The 18,404-nt window shown below is 65.5% G+C and carries 14 protein-coding genes and 2 pseudogenes; 13 read left to right on the forward strand and 3 right to left on the reverse strand.

Going from position 1 to position 18,404, the window contains the following annotated elements; genetic code table 11:
* Nucleotides 1–194: 194 nt before the first annotated feature.
* The 12 genes from GOPIP_RS16240 to GOPIP_RS16285 all read left to right on the forward strand — a co-directional run bounded on the left by GOPIP_RS16240 (nucleotide 195) and on the right by GOPIP_RS16285 (nucleotide 10,422).
* On the forward strand, nucleotides 195–926 hold the full coding sequence (locus GOPIP_RS16240) for an MlaE family ABC transporter permease (protein WP_006370810.1): 732 nt from the start codon (nucleotides 195–197) through the stop codon (nucleotides 924–926).
* 23 nt (nucleotides 927–949) lie between these two features.
* The gene (locus GOPIP_RS16245) at nucleotides 950–1,819 is read left to right on the forward strand and encodes an MlaE family ABC transporter permease (RefSeq protein ID WP_006370811.1); all 870 of its coding nucleotides are present in this window, start codon (nucleotides 950–952) and stop codon (nucleotides 1,817–1,819) included.
* Nucleotides 1,819–2,982, forward strand: coding sequence for an MCE family protein (locus GOPIP_RS16250; RefSeq protein WP_006370812.1), 1,164 nt, complete (start codon nucleotides 1,819–1,821; stop codon nucleotides 2,980–2,982). The genes GOPIP_RS16245 and GOPIP_RS16250 overlap by 1 nt, the downstream gene beginning before the upstream one ends.
* A complete protein-coding gene (locus GOPIP_RS16255) occupies nucleotides 2,982–3,995 on the forward strand; it encodes an MCE family protein (protein WP_006370813.1) in 1,014 nt (337 codons plus the stop codon). Before GOPIP_RS16250 ends, GOPIP_RS16255 begins: the two co-directional genes overlap by 1 nt.
* Entirely contained in the window at nucleotides 3,992–4,993 is a 1,002-nt protein-coding gene (locus GOPIP_RS16260; protein ID WP_006370814.1) for an MCE family protein, read from the forward strand. Before GOPIP_RS16255 ends, GOPIP_RS16260 begins: the two co-directional genes overlap by 4 nt.
* Nucleotides 4,990–6,234, forward strand: coding sequence for an MCE family protein (locus GOPIP_RS16265; RefSeq protein ID WP_006370815.1), 1,245 nt, complete (start codon nucleotides 4,990–4,992; stop codon nucleotides 6,232–6,234). Before GOPIP_RS16260 ends, GOPIP_RS16265 begins: the two co-directional genes overlap by 4 nt.
* Nucleotides 6,234–6,659 carry an MlaD family protein gene (locus tag GOPIP_RS29490; RefSeq protein WP_006370816.1) on the forward strand — a complete coding sequence of 142 codons (426 nt, stop codon included), beginning with the start codon at nucleotides 6,234–6,236 and terminating at the stop codon, nucleotides 6,657–6,659. Before GOPIP_RS16265 ends, GOPIP_RS29490 begins: the two co-directional genes overlap by 1 nt.
* A 32-nt stretch (nucleotides 6,660–6,691) precedes the next feature.
* On the forward strand, nucleotides 6,692–7,378 hold the full coding sequence (locus GOPIP_RS29495; RefSeq protein WP_244421162.1) for an MCE family protein: 687 nt from the start codon (nucleotides 6,692–6,694) through the stop codon (nucleotides 7,376–7,378).
* Entirely contained in the window at nucleotides 7,375–7,725 is a 351-nt protein-coding gene (locus tag GOPIP_RS29820) for an MlaD family protein (protein WP_006370818.1), read from the forward strand. Before GOPIP_RS29495 ends, GOPIP_RS29820 begins: the two co-directional genes overlap by 4 nt.
* 13 nt (nucleotides 7,726–7,738) lie before the next feature.
* Entirely contained in the window at nucleotides 7,739–8,785 is a 1,047-nt protein-coding gene (locus GOPIP_RS16275; protein WP_006370819.1) for an MCE family protein, read from the forward strand.
* Nucleotides 8,761–9,351: an Rv1363c family protein gene (locus GOPIP_RS16280; protein WP_006370820.1), complete on the forward strand. Its 591-nt coding sequence runs from the start codon at nucleotides 8,761–8,763 to the stop codon at nucleotides 9,349–9,351. Before GOPIP_RS16275 ends, GOPIP_RS16280 begins: the two co-directional genes overlap by 25 nt.
* Before the next feature lie 132 nt (nucleotides 9,352–9,483).
* The gene (locus GOPIP_RS16285; protein ID WP_006370821.1) at nucleotides 9,484–10,422 is read left to right on the forward strand and encodes an AMP-binding protein; all 939 of its coding nucleotides are present in this window, start codon (nucleotides 9,484–9,486) and stop codon (nucleotides 10,420–10,422) included.
* Nucleotides 10,423–10,947: 525 nt separating this feature from the next.
* Here GOPIP_RS16285 and GOPIP_RS16290 read toward each other — a convergent pair.
* From GOPIP_RS16290 to GOPIP_RS16300, 3 genes and pseudogenes are all read right to left on the reverse strand, one after another.
* Nucleotides 10,948–11,426, reverse strand: a pseudogene (locus GOPIP_RS16290) (HNH endonuclease); the annotation flags it as partial.
* 80 nt (nucleotides 11,427–11,506) lie between these two features.
* Nucleotides 11,507–12,745: an ISL3 family transposase gene (locus GOPIP_RS28325; RefSeq protein ID WP_035728205.1), complete on the reverse strand. Its 1,239-nt coding sequence runs from the start codon at nucleotides 12,743–12,745 to the stop codon at nucleotides 11,507–11,509.
* Nucleotides 12,746–13,553: 808 nt separating this feature from the next.
* Nucleotides 13,554–17,089 (reverse strand): annotated as a pseudogene (locus GOPIP_RS16300) (indolepyruvate ferredoxin oxidoreductase family protein).
* A gap of 282 nt (nucleotides 17,090–17,371) precedes the next feature.
* Here GOPIP_RS16300 and GOPIP_RS16305 point away from each other — a divergent pair.
* Nucleotides 17,372–18,404: acyl-CoA carboxylase subunit beta (locus tag GOPIP_RS16305; RefSeq protein ID WP_280110121.1), on the forward strand; the 1,033-nt coding region annotated here is incomplete at its 3' end.

The raw sequence follows: 18,404 nt of genomic DNA on the forward strand, positions 1-18,404 counted from the left end.
CATCCGGTCGGCCGAGTCCATTAGTCACGAACGTCGACAGTCCAAATCACGGCGTTCGGCCGCAGGTGATGACCTGCGGAATTCAAGGGGTGTGGTGGTCTGTGGCGACGGTGACCGACGTCGGGAGTACGGCGAGCAGGTCGAGGGGTGGTGGCAGCGCCCGGTGGTCGGCGGCCGGCGCTGCCGCCAAGACCGTGCCGCGAGCGATCGGCGGTTTCTACGCCACGTCGCTGGAAACGTTCCGGTACCTGTTCACCACCCGACTCCACGTGCGGGAACTGCTCCACCAGGCCTGGTTCATCGCCAGCATCTCCATCGTTCCGGCGCTGGCGATGTCGATCCCGTTCTGCATGATGTTCGTCTACGAGATCAACATCCTGCTCACCGAGGTGGGGGCCGTCGATCTCAGCGGCGCCGGTGCCGGTGTGGCCATCATCCGCGAGATCGGGCCCATCATCACCGTTCTCGTGGTCGCCGGTGCCGGCTCGACGGCCATCTGTGCCGATCTGGGCTCACGGACCATCCGCGAGGAGATCGACGCGATGCGGGTGCTCGGCACCGATCCGATCCAACGGCTTTGTGTGCCAAGGGTTGTCGCGTCCACGCTGGTGGCGGTGTTCCTCAACGGTCTGGTGTCGGCGGTCGGACTGATCGGCGGCTACGTCGCCACCGTGTACCTGCAGGGGGCCTCGCCCGGGCAGTACATCACCAGTATCTCGATCATCACCGGGCTGCCGGACTTCTTCGTCAGTGAGATCAAGGCCGGTGTCTTCGGCCTGCTGGCCGGTCTCGTCGCCTGCCACCTCGGGCTGAACGTGAAGGGCGGCCCGAAGGGTGTCGGCGATGCGGTGAACCAGACGGTCGTCTACGCGTTCCTGCTTCTGTTCCTTGCCAATTCGGTGATCACGACGATCGCCATCCACTGATGACCCCGGGAGAAACCGCTTCGATGTCCACTGTCACGACCAAGATCCCACCGAACCGGGTACTCCGGGTCGCGCAACGTGCTGCCTCGGCGCCGTCGGGCTTCCTCGAGGGACTGGGACGACAGGTGTCGTTCTACATCCAGACGGTCGCCACGGTGCCCCGCACCATCCGCCGCTACCGCCTCGAGGTACTGCGGCTCCTCGCCGAGGTGAGCATGGGCAGCGGTGCACTTGCCGTCATCGGCGGTACCGTCGTCGTGGTGTCGATGCTGTCGATCGCAGTGGGATACGAAGTGGGACAGCAGGGTACGACGTCATTGGGACGCATCGGTCTCGGCGCGTTCGCCGGCTTCATCTCGGCGTTCTTCAACACCCGTGAGGTGATCCCCGGAATCGCGGGGATCGCGCTGACCGCAACGGTCGGCGCAGGCTTCACCGCCCAGCTCGGGGCCATGCGCGTCAGCGAGGAGATCGACGCCCTTGAGACGATGTCGATCCCGTCGCTTCCGTATCTGGTGGCCACCCGGCTGACCGCGGGTGTCATCGCCGTCGTGCCGCTGTATGCGGTCGCGTTGTTCGTCGGTTACGCGGCAACACAATTCGTCACCATCGTTCTGTACGGCCAGGCATCGGGTACCTACTCGCACTACTTCAGTGTGTTCCTGGTGCCCAAGGACGTCCTGTGGTCGATGGTCAAGGTGCTCCTGATGGCCGTCGTGGTGATGTGCGTGCACTGCTATCACGGCTACAACGCCCACGGCGGTCCGGCCGGGGTCGGCGTGGCCGTCGGTCGCGCGGTGCGTACCTCGCTGATCGCGGTCATGCTGATCGATCTGCTGGTCGGTCTCGCGGTGTACGGCGGCCCGTCCGGCGCGGTGAAGGTGTCCGGCTGATGGGACATTTCCGCGACTTCGGCCGGATGGCCAACCTCCTGCTCGGCATCGGGCTCATCCTCGTCATCACCGCCTCGGTGGTGCTCTCACTGGCGCTCTATCGCGGCGATCTGCGCGACACGGTTCCAGTGACCGTCTACGCCGACCGCACCGGCCTCATGCTCGAACGCGGCTGCGACGTCAAGCTCAACGGAGTCGTCGTCGGTCGCGTGGAATCGGTGGTGGCCGAACGTGATCGGGCACGAATCAACATCAGTATCGACTCCGACCGGGTCGACGACATCCCATCGAATGTGTCCGCGGCAATCGATCCGACCACCCTGCTCGGCCGCAAGTTCATCACCCTGGAGCGCCCGCAGTTCCCCGAACGGTCGCGGTTGATCGGGGGCTCGGTCATCGACTTCACCCAGAACTCGACGGAGGTCAACGATCTGCTGAAGTCGTTGGTCCAGGTCGTCGACGAAGTCGATCCGCGCAAGGTGTCCGACACCCTCAACGCACTCGCGCTCGCCGTGAACGGAGCAGGTGACGAGACCGGTCGGCTCATCGATCAGCTCAACACCTATCTCGGCACGTTCAATCCGTACCTCCCGTTGTTGCGCCGCGACATCCGGATCGGCACCCCGGCGGTGCAGACCCTGGCCGATGCCGCCCCGGACCTGTTGACGACGGTGCGCAACCTGACCACGACGGCACACACCTTGACCGACAAACAACAGCAGTTCGCCGCTTTCCTGCTGAGCTTCTCCAACCTGGGCAACACGGGTCGGGACCTGTTTGTGGCAGGCGGACGCCCGCTCCAGGAGTCGGTGGCCTCGCTGAATCCGACGCTGGCAGTGCTCGGGCAGTTCTCCGGCATCCTGCCATGCTTCCTGAACAACCTCGCCCAGACGTCGCGCACTCTCGAGCTCACCAACGGCGGCAGCGCATTACCGGGCCTCAACGTCGTCGGCACCATCCTCGCCGGCAACCCGCCCTACACCTATCCGGAGAATCTGCCGAAGGTCGGCCTGTCCGGCGTGGGCCCGAGTTGTTACGAACCACGAGGGGGACGCGTGGGTCACGTCGACTTCCCCGACGGCTCCGACGCCTACCGGCCGATCAACGATGCCGGTGATCTGATCGGAAACCCGTTGGCCACGTTGCTGTTCGGAGGCCACTGATGAAGACGACGGCAGTGGTACTCAAACTCGTCGCGTTCGTGGCGATCACCACCCTCGCCGGTGCGTTCGTCGCGGTCACCGCCGGCAACCTGCGATTCGGGCCGAGCACCGGCTACAGCGCCGTGTTCAGCTCGGCCACCGGCGTCGAGAACGGTTCCGAGGTGCGCATCGCGGGCGTGCCCGTCGGGTCGGTCACCGGTGTCCATCTCGACGGTGACGGGCATGCCGTCGTCGACTTCGACGTGCGCACCACCAACACGCTCATGGACGGGACCCGGGCGGTGATCCGGTACAAGAATCTCATCGGCGACCGGTTCGTCGAACTCCTCGACGGTCCCGGCGAGATGGGCCAACTGCCGGCGGGTGGCACCATCCCGGAAACCCAGACGACCCCCGCACTCGACATGGATCAGGTCGTCAACGGCTTCCGGCCACTGCTCCAGGGCCTCAATCCCGATCAGGCCAACCGGATCTCGGCGTCGCTGGTGCAGGTGCTCAATGGCCAGGAGGCCGCGGTCTCCGATCTCGTCGAGCAGATGGGCACCCTGACGAACTCGTTGGCCGACCGCGATCAGGTGATCGGTGAGATCATCAACAACTTCTCCAATGTCCTGCAGGTCATCAACGCGCGCGCCGACCAGTTCGACGGACTCATCACCGGACTGACCACGCTCGTACGTGATCTGTCCGCCGACAGCGGTCGCATCAGCTCGTCGTTGACCCAGATCAACGGACTCACCGGAGCTTTGGGCGGCATCGTCACCGATGCCCGGCCCGCTCTGGCCGGCTCGGTCACCGGGCTGCAACAACTGACCGGCAACCTCCAACGCAACACGACCACACTGGATGTGATCTTGAATCGACTCCCCGAAACCTACCGACTGATCGGGCGTGCGTCGGGCTACGGCAGCTTCGTCAACTTCTTCGTCTGCGGGCTGGCCATCAAGTACGGGCCCGGCGCGCGTGATCGCACACCGATGTTCACCGCTCCCACCGCGAGGTGCCAGCCGTGATCGATCTGAACAAGTCCATGCTGGAACGCAATACGCTCACCATGGGTATCGTCGGGACCGTCGCGATCATCGTGGTGCTGGTGCTGGCGTTCAACTTCCGGTCGCTGCCGGTGATCAACAGCGGTCACACCATGCACATCGAATTCGCCGACGCCAGCGGACTGCACGAGGGCGATCCGGTGCTGGTGGCCGGCGTCGAGGTGGGCAAGGTCGACAAGATCTCCCTCGACGGCGCGAAGGTGGTCGTCGATGCCTCCGTCGACACCTCCGATCAGCGGCTCGGCGACGACTCGACCGCGGCCATCAAGGTCCGAACCGTGTTGGGGCAGCGTTGCATCGAGATCACCCCACGTGGAACAGGATCCCTCGGCAAGGGTGCCACCATTCCGGTGGCGCGCACGACATCGGGCTATGACATCACCCGCAGCCTGGAGGAGGTCACCGGCAAGGTGTCGGCGACCGACACGGTGGACCTGTCCACGGCATTGAACCAGCTCACCGATGTCGAGGCGGCGTTGCCGCCGGATCTGAAGTCCTCACTGAGCGGACTGTCGCGACTCTCGGAGACCATCGCCTCCCGCGACAGCCAGCTGCGCACGCTGCTGAGCAACTCCGACACGACCAGCAAGGTGCTCGCGCAGCGCAATCAGGAACTGGCCGCGCTGTTCGGGCAGGGGACGACTCTGTTCACCGCGCTCAACCGGCGCTCGGAGGACATCCACGCGATCCTCGTGCAGGCACGGCAGGTCGCCGACGGGCTCAAGGGTATCGCCAACGACAACCAGACAACCCTCAAACCCGCTCTCGATCAGCTCAATTCGGTGCTCGACCTGCTGAACAAGAACCGTTCGAACATCGATCAGTCGATCACCGGACTCAAGACCTTCACCTACCAGCTCGGTGAGGCGGTCGGTTCCGGACCGTTCTTCGGGGTGTTGCTGCAGAACATCGCACCCGCCACGGTTCCCCTCCCCGCGACGACAGGAGCACCGCGATGACCCGCGACGACAGCAGCGCTTCAGTGCCGCGACGCCGCGCCCGAAGTGGCGGGCTGTTCCCGAAGTTCAGCAACTACCGCAAGACCCGCGCCACGAGTTCGGGGAGTTCGACACCCGGCAAGATCACGGTGTGCGTGCTCGCCGTCGCCGCGATCATCGGCGCGACCGCCTACTACGTGGACCGCTCGGGGTCGACGTCACTGACCGTCATGTTCCGCAACTCCGCGGGCCTCTACGTCGGTGATGAGGTGATGGTGCTCGGCGTGCCGGTGGGCAAGGTGGATGCGATCACCCCCGGCCCGAACGGGGTTCAGGTGGCGCTGACCGTCGACGGTCAGCCGATCCCGAAGGACGCCAAGGCCGCGATCATCGCGCCGACACTCGTGACCGGGCGGTACGTGCAGCTCGTCCCGCCCTACACCGGCGGCGACACCCTGGCCGACGGATCGGAGATCCCCATCGACCGCACCGCAACCCCCGTCGAATTCGACGAGGTCAAACAGCAGTTGGTGCGGCTGACCGATGACCTCGGGCCGACCTCGGCGGACGAGCAGGGCTCGCTGAACCGATTCCTCACCACCACCGCGCGCACCGTCAACGGCAACGGTCAGGTGCTGCGGCAGGCGCTCGTGCAACTCTCCGGTGCGTCGGGCACCCTCGATCGCGGTGGTACCGACCTGTTCGCGACGGTGCGCAACCTGCAGCAGTTCGTCTCGGCGATGTCGGCGGCGGACAACCAGATCCGCACCTTCTCCGATCAGCTCGCGACGTTCTCCGGGGTGCTCGCCGACAACCGCACCGAAACCGATCAACTGCTCGCGAGTCTGGCCTCGGCCTTCGACGTGATCAAGAACTTCGTCGACACCAACCGCGAGGCACTCGTGCGTGACGTCGGCAAGGCCAACGACATCACCGGCCTGCTCGTCGACCGCGTCGACACCCTCGCCGACATCCTGCACGTGGCTCCGACCGCGGTGTCGGACTTCTACAACATCTATGACCCGGTGGGCAATTCACTGACCGGTGCGCTCGGCATCCCGGACATCCCCGACCCGCAGTCGTTGATCTGCGCGCTGGTGGCGACGGTCAACGCACCGGAGGGCCAGTGTGCCTCGACGCTGACGCAGATCCGCCAGAATGCGGCGACCGCGGCGGCCCGGGCCGGCGTCAACCCGTCGGCCTCGACCACGCCGGCTGCTCCGACGTCGGCACCCACCTCGACACGGCCGGGAGGACGCTGATGAGATCCGCACGATCCGTTCGTCTCTCACGTGGTGCGCGTGTCTCGGCGCTCGGTCTCATCGTCGCGGCGGCCGTGGGCACCAGTGCGTGCACCTTCGACGGTGTCAACTCGATCCCGTTGCCGGGCAACACCGCATCGGGTTCGACCTATCAGATCACCGTCGATCTCGCCGACGCCCAGAACCTGGTGGGCAACTCACCGGTGAAGTCCGAGAACGTCACGGTCGGCAACATCCGCAAGATCGTCACCGACGGCTGGCACGCCCAGGCCGTGCTCGACATCGACTCCGACACCGATCTGCCGGGCAACGTCAACGCCACCCTCGCCCAGACCAGTCTGTTCGGTTCGCAGTACATCGAGCTGCACGTGCCCGACGGGCAGCAACCGAGGGGCGACTCGGCAACGGCGCCCACCTGGGCCTGAACCGCAGTGACGGGTACCCCGCGGTGGAGGACGTGCTGTCGTCATTGTCGTTGGTACTCAACGGCTCTGCCCTGCAACAGGTCCGCACGATCAGCACCGAGGTAGACCAGGTGCTGGCCGGCCGGCAGGAGAACGCGCGTCAGGTCATCGACCGCCTGCAACCGCTGGTGGACACGCTCAACAGCCAGCGCGACCAGATCGGCAACGTCATCGACGCGATGGGCCGGCTCAGCACCGAACTCGATCGGCAGAAGGAGGTGATCGGCGCGGGGATCGACGCACTGCAGCCCGCCATCGACGTCGTGAACGACCAAGAGAAGCAACTGGTCTCGATGCTCGACTCGGTCGGCCGGTTCGGACAGGTGGCGACCTCGGTACTCGACAACAGCCATGAGAACCTGGTGAGTGACCTGCAGAATCTGGCTCCCACGCTCGACGGGCTGGCCAAGGCGGGCGACAACCTCACCGAGGCGCTCAAGATCGCGTTGACCCTTCCGTTCCCGGTGATGGCGACCGACCGGGGAATCAAGGGCGACTATCTGAATCTGTTCCTGACACTGGACATCAGTCCCGGCAAACTGGCCAACGTGGTGCTGCCCAGCCTCACGCGGCAGCCGAGGAATCCGGCGCCGAGGACGCAGGGGAATCAGACCCAGACCGCTCGTGGCTCGGCTGATCCGATGCTGGCCCCGCTGACCGCAGGACGGACGACCCGATGAGATCGAAACTGGTACGCGTCCAACTGATCATCTTCGCCGTGATCTCGGTCCTCGCCGTCGGCTACGGCGCCTATGCCTATGCCGGCTTTCAGCGCTACACCGGGATCGGCACCTATACGGTGACCGCCGATCTCACCGATGCAGGCGGCCTGTACCCCAACGCGCTGGTCACCTACAACGGTGTCGACGTCGGGGTGGTCACCGCAGTCGATCCCGCCGACAACGGTGCGCAGGCGCGCCTGCAGGTGAAGTCCGACTTCCACATCCCGTCGGACTCCGAAGCCTACGTGCGCAGCGTGTCGGCGGCCGGTGTGCAGTTCATCGACCTGGTGCCCACCCTCCGGTGACGGTTCCGGGAACTTGGCGGACGGATCGCGAATCCCGCAGAGTCGCACCAACATCCCGATTCCGGCGACCGATGTCATCAACAAGGTGCAGCAGTTGCTGGCGAAGGTCCCCAAGTCCGACCTGCACACCACCCTCGACGAGGCCTCGACCGCGCTGCGCGACATCGGACCCGACCTCAACAGTGCGCTGACCGCATCCAGCGAACTGGTGGGGCTGGCCTCGCAGAGCCTGGACCAGACCACCCAGTTGCTCGTCGACACCGACCCGCTGCTGACGACGGTGGTGCGCTCGGGGCCCGACATCTCCTCGTTCGCCACCGACCTCGCGTCGTTCACCGGTCAACTCGCCATGAGCGACAACGATATTCGGACGACCCTGGATACCGGTCCGGCGGCGATCGACTCGGCGACCGGGCTGTTGGGTGATCTCACCACACCGCTGCCCATCCTGTTGGCCAACCTGCAAACCGTGGGTGAGGTGCTGCGCGTCAACGTTCCGGGTATCCGGCACATCCTCGTCGTGTATCCGGCGATCGCGACCGCGGTCAACACCATGGAACAGGGTTTCCAGGACCCCGCCGACCGCGAGTCGGGACAGGGTGAGCTCGACCTCAAGCTGGGCAACACCAACAATCCGCCGCCCTGCACCAGCGGGTACGGTACGCAACGCCGCAATCCCGGTGATCTGTCGCCGGTTCCGGTCACCGACACCTACTATTGCAACCTGCCCAAAGCCGATCCGCGTGTGACGCGCGGAGCCCGCAACGTGCCGTGTGCGACCGATCCGTCGGTGCGGACCGCGGAGGTGGCGCGCTGCCCCGAGGGGCTGCCGTCGACGTGGCCGCAGATGCTCAGCAGGCCCAACGCGCCCTATCAGCCGCCGCCGACGGTCGGTGGCGGCCCGGCGGATGACGATGCGGCCCAGGCCGTTCCGTACGACCCCCGAACCGGTAGGTTCCGGGCGCCCACCGGCGCGTACTACTCGCTCGGCTCATTACTCAGTCCGGCCGGCCCGACACCGAAGGAGAAGACAACATGGCAACAGCTGTTTCCGCAGTGACGACGCCGCGCACCGACATCGATCCCGAGGACGACGACCTCGAGGTGGAGGCCCAGGCGCCGCCGGCCGTGCCGACTCGTCGTCGCAAGGCGTGGGCCGCGGTGATGGCGGTGTGCCTGGTCCTCGCCATCGGCGGTGGCACCTGGGCAGGCCTGCTCTACCACCAACACCGCGACGTCGCCGCGGTTGCCCAGCGCGATGATCTCATCCTTGCGACCACCCGCCAGATGGTGGCCAACCTGGTGACGCTGCGCTACTCCAGCGCCGATGCGGACGTGCGTCGCATCCAGGCCGGCACCACCGGAGACTTCCGCAACCAATTCGCGGACACCACAGGAAGTTTCGCGGCAGTTCTCAAGCAGGGACAGGTCGATTCGACCGGCGCCGCGACGTCGGTGGCGCTCATCAATGCCGATGACCAACACGCGACGGCGATCGCCGCGGTCACCTCGACGGTGAAGAACTCGGAGGCGCCGCAAGGCCAGCAACGCGTCTACCGGATGAAAGTCGATCTGACCAACCAGGACGGAAAGTGGCTGGTCTCGAATATGGAGTTCGTCTCATGAGTGACACCGCAGTGACAACCGCCGAGAACCTCGACACCACCGAGAGCCTTCGCTCTGACGATGTGGTGCATCTACAAGACTCTACCAACGTGTGTTGTCAATCACATAACCCGTTCACGACAGAAGGAAAACATGTATCCAGCAATCCACGCGGCGCGTACTCCCGATAAGCCGGCGATCATCGTCGGTGACACCGGCGACATTCTCACCTACGCCCAACTCGAGCGTCAATCGACGCAATTGGCCAACGCGCTGCGCGCCGCCGGTTTCGTCGACGGTGACGTGGTCGCGTTGCTGAGCACCAATGCCGTCGAGGTGTTCGTCGTGTACTGGGCCTGCCTGCGTAGCGGGCTGTATCTCACGCCGGTGAATACGCATCTGTCGCCCGGCGAGATCGCCTACATCGTCAACGACTGCGGTGCGCGTGCGCTCGTCGCGTCGGCGGATCTCGCCGAGGCGGCTACGGCGGCCCGGGCCGAGTGCGCGAGCCTCGAGATCGCACTGTCCTTCGATCCGCGAGTCGGCGACGGTGAACGTGGCGAGTCGATCGAGGGATTCGGCGATTACGCGGAGTTCGTGGCGAGCGGGTCGCCCGAGGCGCCCGACCATCAGCGGCGCGGCAACGACATGCTTTACAGCTCGGGGACGACGGGACGGCCCAAGGGGGTCAAGCCGCCGTTGCCCGAGCGGGAGGTCGGCGATCCGGGTGACCCCTATGTGATGGTGTTCGGTGGCACCTATCAGATGGGCCAGGACACCGTGTACTTCTCACCGGCACCCCTGTATCACGCAGCGCCGCTGCGTTTCGGGATGATCACACAGAGCCTCGGTGGCACCGTGATCACCGTCAAGAAGTTCGACGCGCAGCAGTGCCTCGAGCTCATCGAGCGGTATCGGGTCACCCACACCCAGTGGGTGCCCACGCATTTCGTGCGCATGTTGCGGTTGCCGGCCGAGGTGCGGGAACGCTACGACGTGTCGAGCCTGACGCACGCGGTGCACGCGGCCGCGCCGTGTCCGCCGGAAGTCAAGAAGGCGATGATGGACTGGTTCGGTCCGATCCTGCACTAGCTACCACCCGGTAGCCCACTAGCGAAGCGGCACGAAGCCCGGGGTGGTTCACGGTGACCTGAACCCGGGTTCCGGGCCACCGTGGACCGAATCCAGCTCCGGTGCAGTCGGTCTCGAGGCTCGCCGCACGCGGCTCGCACCTCGACCAGCGGGGGATGACGCAGGCCATCGAAGGATGCTCGCGTCTTTCCCGCCTGACGATCGGATGCTGACGCCCTTCCCACCCGGTGTCCGCCCTACCCGATGGACGGGCCCTTCCCGCCCGGTGGTCGAGGTGCCGAGGAGCGCCAGCGACGAGCCTCGAGACCTGTTGTGCCGACAGGATTCCGGGCCACGGGCACACGAACACCTCGACCATCGGGATGGGGTATTTCTCTATGGAGTTCTCAAACAACAGATGCGGTCCCGGCCGGGTCGGGTGCGGGGAATCAGGTAGTGGGACAGCGCAGGTCAGGCTGCGGTGTCGTCGAGTCGCATGGTCCGGCGGTGATACGACGGCACCGGCCGGCGTTTCGGGTCGATGCTGGTGAAACCCGCAAAGTAATGCGACAGCAGTCTCCGCAGGAACTCGCACCGTTGCACGGTGTCGAGGGGTTCGGGGACCGGGTGTCGATGTGCGCCAATCCGCGGATGATGGCGTCGGTGTGTTCGGACGAGATGGACCCGTCCGCGGCATGCGCCAGTAGCAGGTCGACATCGGTGGTGGCCGAGATCCGCACATACCGACCTGCGATGGCGGGTGCGAAACCCATGCTGATCAACAACTCTCGTAGCCGGGTGGTCTCGTGATCGCCCACTCCCAGGCGATCCATCTCGCCGGTGAGGGTGGTGGCGTGATGATCGATCAGGTTCCGCAACAACAGGACTTGTTTCATCGCGCCGAAGGCTTGTGGCCCGGTCATCTCCGGATTCCATTGCAGGTCGCTGAGTTGGGTGACGATGGCGGCGAAGACTGCCTCGGCGTCAATATCTTTGACGTCAAGAGTTGTGGTGGTGTCGATCATGGGCCCCTCCCCCGGTGGCTGATCGGTGTGATGGGTCCAGTCTACACGTAAGCATGTGGCGCTCCTCACGTAAAAGTGGGTCATTTCCGCTGCGGCAGAGCGGGACACGCTCCCCCGCGGGTCAGGGTTGCCATGGCGATCAATGCTTGTGGACTGTGAAAGCCGTAGGACCGCTTGGTTAATGCGCGCAGGTGAGTGTTGGTGGCTTCCACACGACCGTTGGACATGTTGCAGGTGACCGCGTTGTAGATCTGTATCTCGCGTGAGCGGACCGACCGAGCGACCGTCTGCATCTCGCTGATACCGCTGTTCTCGGCGGTACTGAGCCAGCGTTGCAGCTGGCGCCAGGTGTGGCCGAACTTCCTGGTAAGAACTTGGCGGAGCAGCTCTTTGAGCTGATAGGCCCGTGCCAACACATCGTTGGCGGCGTTGATGACACCCTGTCGAGCATGTTCTTGTTCGTCGGTCAGATCCTCTGGATTCTTCAGTAACGCCCAGCGCAGACGCCGCCGATCGTTCTGCGAGAGGCCGTCAATCCCGCTCAGCACTCGCGACCGACACCGGTCGAGGGCTTGAGAAACCCACTGCAGCACATGAAACGGATCCATGCACACGTACACGTCGGGTGCTCGTTCGGCCAACACGGTCGCGATAAACTCAGCCCCGTCGGCAGTGACATGCGTGAGCATCCGGGTCCGTCGCGGCCCGAGGTCATCGAAGAACCGGTTCAAGGTGTCCTTGGTGGCATCCTCGCCGGCCCACACCAACCGGCCGGTGTCGTGATCAACCACAACGAGCAGATAGCGCCTACCCTTGCGATAGGCAATCTCATCGATACCGATGCGCCGCAACCCATTCAACCGATCAGTCTCGCCGACGTGATCGGCGACGACACGATCGACGATCCGCGAGACCGTCGCCCACGACACGCGCATCATCTCCTGCACCGAGGTCATCGGACAGTGCGCGGCCAGCCACGCCACCTGATCGTCGAAGGCTCTCGTCATCCGCGCCCCAGCTCGCGCCCACGGCACCGATTCGGTCACCACGCCATGCGTCGGGCACGACACCCGCACGCAGGCCATCTCGACGACGCACCGCCACCCTCCCAGGTCGAGGTGTCGCCACCGGCGATTCGCACTGCGCTGGTCATAACGGGCGCAACGCTTCTCGCAATGCGGACACCGCCCAGCGGACCGTTTGTGCAACTGCAGCGTGACCACGAGGAACTCGCCGTCCTCATCGTCATCGAAACGAACACCGATCACGCGGGATTTCTCCAATCCCACGACCTTCTTCAGTACACTCACAGTGCGCAACGCCGACTCCTCTAGGTATTGATCTTCGCAACTCAAAACCTATGTGAGAGAAGGCGTTGCGCCTAATAGGCGCGCTGTGGATAACCCACTTCAGGGTCAGAAGTGCCAAGCATGTTCGATGCAAGGGGCATTTTCGATCAATTCTGGTTGTGGACAACATGTTTCGGCGCCGATTTTCTGTCGGTGGGGTGTGGTAGCGGTGCGGTTTTCGTTTGCCACGCGTTCGATGTGGTTGGGAGGCTGGTTGTCTCGCCGGGTCTCGAGGCCCGGCGCCTGGGGCGCCGTTCACCTCGACCATCGAGGGAAGAGTCCCGGCCGTCGGAGTGATGAGTTCGCGGCTTCACTTTGCGGACGCGGCTGGTGCAGCGGGGGCGTCTGCGAGTTCGGCTCGCGGGCGGCGTCTGAGACGGTGGATGTGGTTGGGAGGCTTGTTGTCTCGCCGGGTCTCGAGGCTCGCCGCACGCGGCTCGCACCTCGACCATCGGGGAGAAAGGTCCTCGGCTATCGGGCGGGGTGGGTTGTTCGTCCATCGGGGAGAAGGATCCTCGGCTATCGGGCGGGGTGGGTTGTTCGTCCATCGGGGAGAAGGATCCTCGGCTATCGGGCGGGGTGGGTTGTTCGTCCATCGGGGGAAGGGTCCTCGGCTATCGGGCCGGGTGGGTTGGTCGACCATGGGGGGAGTTTTCGGCTATCGAGTAGAGGGGGTTATTCGACCATCGGGGGAGGGTCTCGATTATCGATGAGGAGGGGCGCGGACGACACGGGCGCCCCTCGCAGCAGCGAGGGGCGCCCGTGGTGGATGTGGTGGTTACAGTCCGAGGGTGGAACGCATCTGGGCAACGGTCTCGCGATAGCGCGCGACGTTGGCCATCTTGATGCCTTCGTAGCCGCGAACCATGTCCGGCAGGGCCGCAAGCTCGACGATCGACGAATACTGTTGCGGTGTCACCGAACCCGACTCCCAGGCGGCGACGATCGAATCGACCAGTGAACGATACTCGCCGATGAGGGCGCGTTCGGTCCGGCGGATCGCGTTGTAGCCGAAGGGATCGAGGCGGGTGCCGCGCAGCCGCTTCATCTTCGCCAAGGTGCCGAGGCCGGGCTTGGCCCACGCGCCGAGCGACATCTTCTCCTTCATGCCTATGGCCCGCAGGGTCGGCGGGTGCAGACGCACCGCGACTTTCGCGTCGGCGCCGTACTGGTCGGCGACCTGCGCGGCGAACGTCGGGTCGGCGGTGAGCCGAGCCACCTCGTACTCGTCCTTGTAGGCCATGAGTTTGTACAGATTGCGAGCCACCGCGTCGGTCAGCTCGTCGCCCGCGCTGCTGCGATGTACTCGTGCGACGGCGTCGAGATACTCACGGGCGTAACGCTCGTCGGCGTAACCGACGAGATCATCGACGCGCACCGCGATGGTGTGTGCCAACTCGTCGTCGATGCTGCCGAGAGCGGCTACCTGCGACTGCGCCCACTCGCTCGGCTCGGGTGCGGTCACCACCGGATGCAGCCGTGCGATCTCGGCGCGCACGGCATCCGGTTCGGCCACGACCTGACGCCCCGGCGGAAGGCCTGGGTGTTGGCCGCCACGGCGACGCCGTTGAGACCGATTGCGCGCTCCACGGATTCGGCGCTGATCGGCAGCGCGCCGGCCTGATAGGCGGCGCCCACGGCGAGCATGTTGGCGTACTGCTCGTGACCGAACAGCTCTGTCGAGAGCGCTCCCGGATCGAGGTAGACCGTGCGTGCCACCCGCGAGTCGATCACGTCGTGGATCTGTGCGTCTGAGGGGAATCCGACCGAGGTGTCCACGACCATCGAACCGGTCGGGATACGCGTGGTCGATACCACGGCGGTGGTCCGGTCCGGGGCGGTGACCTTGAGGTTGACCGCGTCGGCGGCGACCAGGGAATCGCACGCGAGGTACAGGTCGCACGTCCCGGAGGCCACCTTGGCGGCCAGCTCGATCGGCCGGTTGGAGATCTTCACGTCGCTGACCACCGCACCGCCCTTCTGGGCCAGCCCCGTCATGTCGACGGTGCGCGCGGCGTGGCCGTCGAGAGTGGCTGCGGTCGCCAGGATCTGGGAGATGGTGACCACGCCGGTACCACCGATGCCCGTGATCCGCAGCGTCGCCACATCGGTGCCCGGACCCGTGAGTGCTCGCGTGACCGTCGGCCGCGGCAAGGAGTCGGCGGCGAGTTCGGCGGCCGTCGCGTTCTGTGTTCGGTTGTTGGTTCCGGGGGTGACGGTGACGAACGATGGGCAATCGCCCTTCAGGCACGAGTAGTCGAGGTTGCACGAACTCTGATCGATGCGGGTCTTGCGCCCGAACTCCGTCGGAACAGGATGCACCGAGAGACAATTGGACTTCTCGCCACAGTCGCCGCAGCCCTCGCAGATGCGCTCGTTGATCATCACCCGAGTGGTCGGGGTGTCCAGGGTGCCGCGCTTGCGCTTGCGGCGCTTCTCCGCTGCGCACGCCTGATCGTGGATCAGGACGGTCACACCCTCGACGGCCGCCAGTTCGCGCTGGACGTCGGCGAGTTCGGAGCGATCACGCACGCTCACCCCGGACGGCAAGGCGTTTGCCTTGGTGCGCGACGGGTCGTCGGAGGTGATGACGATACGTCCGACGTCCTCGGCGAGAAGCAGATTCGTGATCTCGGCCAGGCTGAAGCCACCGACGGGATCCTGGCCGCCGGTCATGGCGACCGTACCGTTGTAGAGCAACTTGTAGGTGATGTTCGCGCCCGCTGCCACCGCCGCGCGGATGGCCAGTGATCCCGAATGGGTGAAGGTGCCGTCGCCGATGTTCTGCACGAAATGATCGGCCTCGACGAACGGCGCCATGCCCAGCCATTGCGCGCCCTCGCCGCCCATCTGGGTGACCCCGGCGACGTCGCCGACCTGGTGGGGGTCCATCAGCAGAACCATGGCGTGGCAACCGATTCCGGCACCGACGAGGGTGTTCTCGGCCACGTGCGTCGAACTATTGTGGGGGCATCCGGAACAGAAGTACGGGGTGCGCACGGCCAGCGGCAGTTCGATCCGCGTGCGCCGACGGCTGCTGTGGTCGAGCCAGTCGATCGCGGCGTCGACGTGATGGTGTCGCGCCAACCGCATGGCCAGACCCCGGGTGACCGCGTCGACGTCGAGTTCGCCGAAGCGCGAGAACAGTGTGGACCCGTCCTCGTTGACTTTGCCGACGATGTGCGGGGCGATGGGGTCGCGGAACAGGATGTCGCGCATCATCGTTTCGATGAAGTCGCGCTTCTCCTCGACGACGATCACCTCGTCGAGACGTCCCGACGCCGTGTCGGTGATGAAACGCCGCAAGATCTCCTGCTCGAGCGGGTACACCATGCCCAGCTTGAGGATTCGGATTCCGAGGCGATTGAGATCCGCCTCGGTCAGCCCCATCAGATGCAGGGCCTCGCGCACGTCGAGGTAGGTCTTGCCCGCGGCGACGATGCCGATGCGATCGTCACTCGAGCGCACTGTGATCCGATTCAGGCCGTTGAGGCGGGCGTACTCATGGGCCCGAGGCATCCGGATGGTGAGCTGATTCTGTTCCAGCTCCATCAGATTCGCGCCGAGAAGACGCCCCGAGGGAACGTGCGGGCTGCGTCCGAGGCCGCCGTATTCGGGGGTGATGCGGGTGGGGTCGAGCTGCACCGTCGAGGCGCCGTCGGCGACGTGTGCGGAGATCTTCAGCGACGTCCACAGTCCGCTGACACGGCTCAGGTGGGCGGCGTGGACACCGAGGTCGAGGATGTCCTGGGAGTCGGCCGGGTACAGGATCGGGATGTAGAGGTCGGCCAGTGCCATTTCCGAGGCGCACGGCACGGTCGAACTCTTCGCGCCGGGATCGTCGCCGACGAGGGCGACCGCGCCGCCGTCGGGGTGGGTGCCGATGATGTTGGCGTGCCGCAGTGCGTCGGAGGCGCGATCGAGACCCGGAGCCTTGCCGTACCAGTAGCCGACCACACCCGAGCGTGGCTTACCGGCGTTGTCGGGAGCCAGCCCGGTCACCTGAGCGGCGACCTGCGACCCCATCACCGAGGTCGCGGCGAGCTCCTCGTTGAGACCGGGGCGATGAACGATGTCGAGGGGCTCGAGCAGTGCACGACGCTTGGCGAGTTCGAGATCGTAACCGGCGAGAGGAGAGCCCTCGTATCCGGAGATGAAGGACGCGGTGCGCTGATTCATGCGGCGATCGACGAGCGCTCGATCGCGCACCATGCGGACGAGGGCGGCAATGCCGCCGAGGAAGACGGTGCCCGATTCGCGGACGTAGCGGTCTTCGAGTCCGCTGGTCGCGGGGGCATGCGGGGCGAGGGTCATGGGTTCTACCTGGCCTTCTGTAGTTGTGGCGCGCGACTCCCATGGGTGGGGAGACGCAGGTGCGGTTGGCCCGTGGGTGGTGGGCTCACCATCACGATACGAAAAATCGTGATCGTCGTCACGTCGGCTGGGACAATGACATCTGCGTGACACCGCGCAGGCGGGTGCGTTACAGTGAGTTCAGTTAATCACCACTAACTGAAAGGTGGGTCGGTGGGTTCCACAGTCACCAGCCCGACGCAGACCGCGCCGCAGAACCGGTCCACGTCGCGCGATGAACACCTGGCCAACGTCGCCGCCCTGCGGCAGGCCCTCGCCACGGCCGCGCGCGGCGGAGGCGAGCGGGCCCGCGAACGCCATGTCTCGCGCGGCAAACTCCTCCCGCGCGACCGCGTCGACGGACTACTCGACGTCGGTTCGCCTTTCCTCGAGGTGGCGCCGCTCGCCGCCCACGCCATGTACGAGGGCAAGGTCCCCTCGGCGGGTGTCGTCGCCGGGGTCGGGCGGATCGCCGGGCGCCAATGCATGATCATCGCCAACGACGCGACGGTCTCGGGCGGCACGTACTACCCGATGACCGTCAAGAAACACCTGCGCGCCCAGGAGATCGCCGCGGCCAACCGCCTGCCATGCATCTACCTCGTCGACTCCGGTGGCGCGATGCTGCTGCAACAGGACGAGGTGTTCCCCGATCGCGAGCACTTCGGTCGCATCTTCTTCAACCAGGCCACCATGAGTGCCGCGGGTATCCCGCAGATCTCGGCGGTCCTGGGTTCGTCGACGGCCGGCGGCGCCTACGTACCGGCGATGAGCGATGAAACCGTGATCGTGCGCAACCAGGGCACCATCTTCCTGGCCGGCCCACCGCTGGTGAAAGCGGCCACCGGAGAAGACGTGTCGGCCGAGGATCTCGGCGGCGGGGCGATGCACTCGTCGGTCTCCGGCGTCACCGACCACCTCGTCGACAATGACGAGCAGGCCCTGGCGAAGGTACGCGAGATCGTCGCGACCCTCGGTCCCCGTGACCCCGCGCAGTGGGAGCTCACCGCAGCCCGGCCCTCGACACGACCGCGGACCGACATCTACGACGTCGTCCCCACCGATCCGCGCACCCCCTACGACGTGCGCTCGGTGATCGAGATCCTGGTCGACGCAGGCGTATTCACCGAATTCAAGGCCAACTACGGCACCACCCTGGTCACCGCGTTCGCGCATCTGCACGGCCATCCGGTCGGCATCATCGCCAACAATGGCGTGCTGTTCAGCGAATCCGCGCTCAAGGGAGCACATTTCATCGAGCTGTGCGACCAGCGAC

It is taken from the genome of Gordonia polyisoprenivorans NBRC 16320 = JCM 10675 (assembly GCF_000241325.1).
In the GTDB taxonomy this organism is placed as follows: domain Bacteria; phylum Actinomycetota; class Actinomycetes; order Mycobacteriales; family Mycobacteriaceae; genus Gordonia; species Gordonia polyisoprenivorans.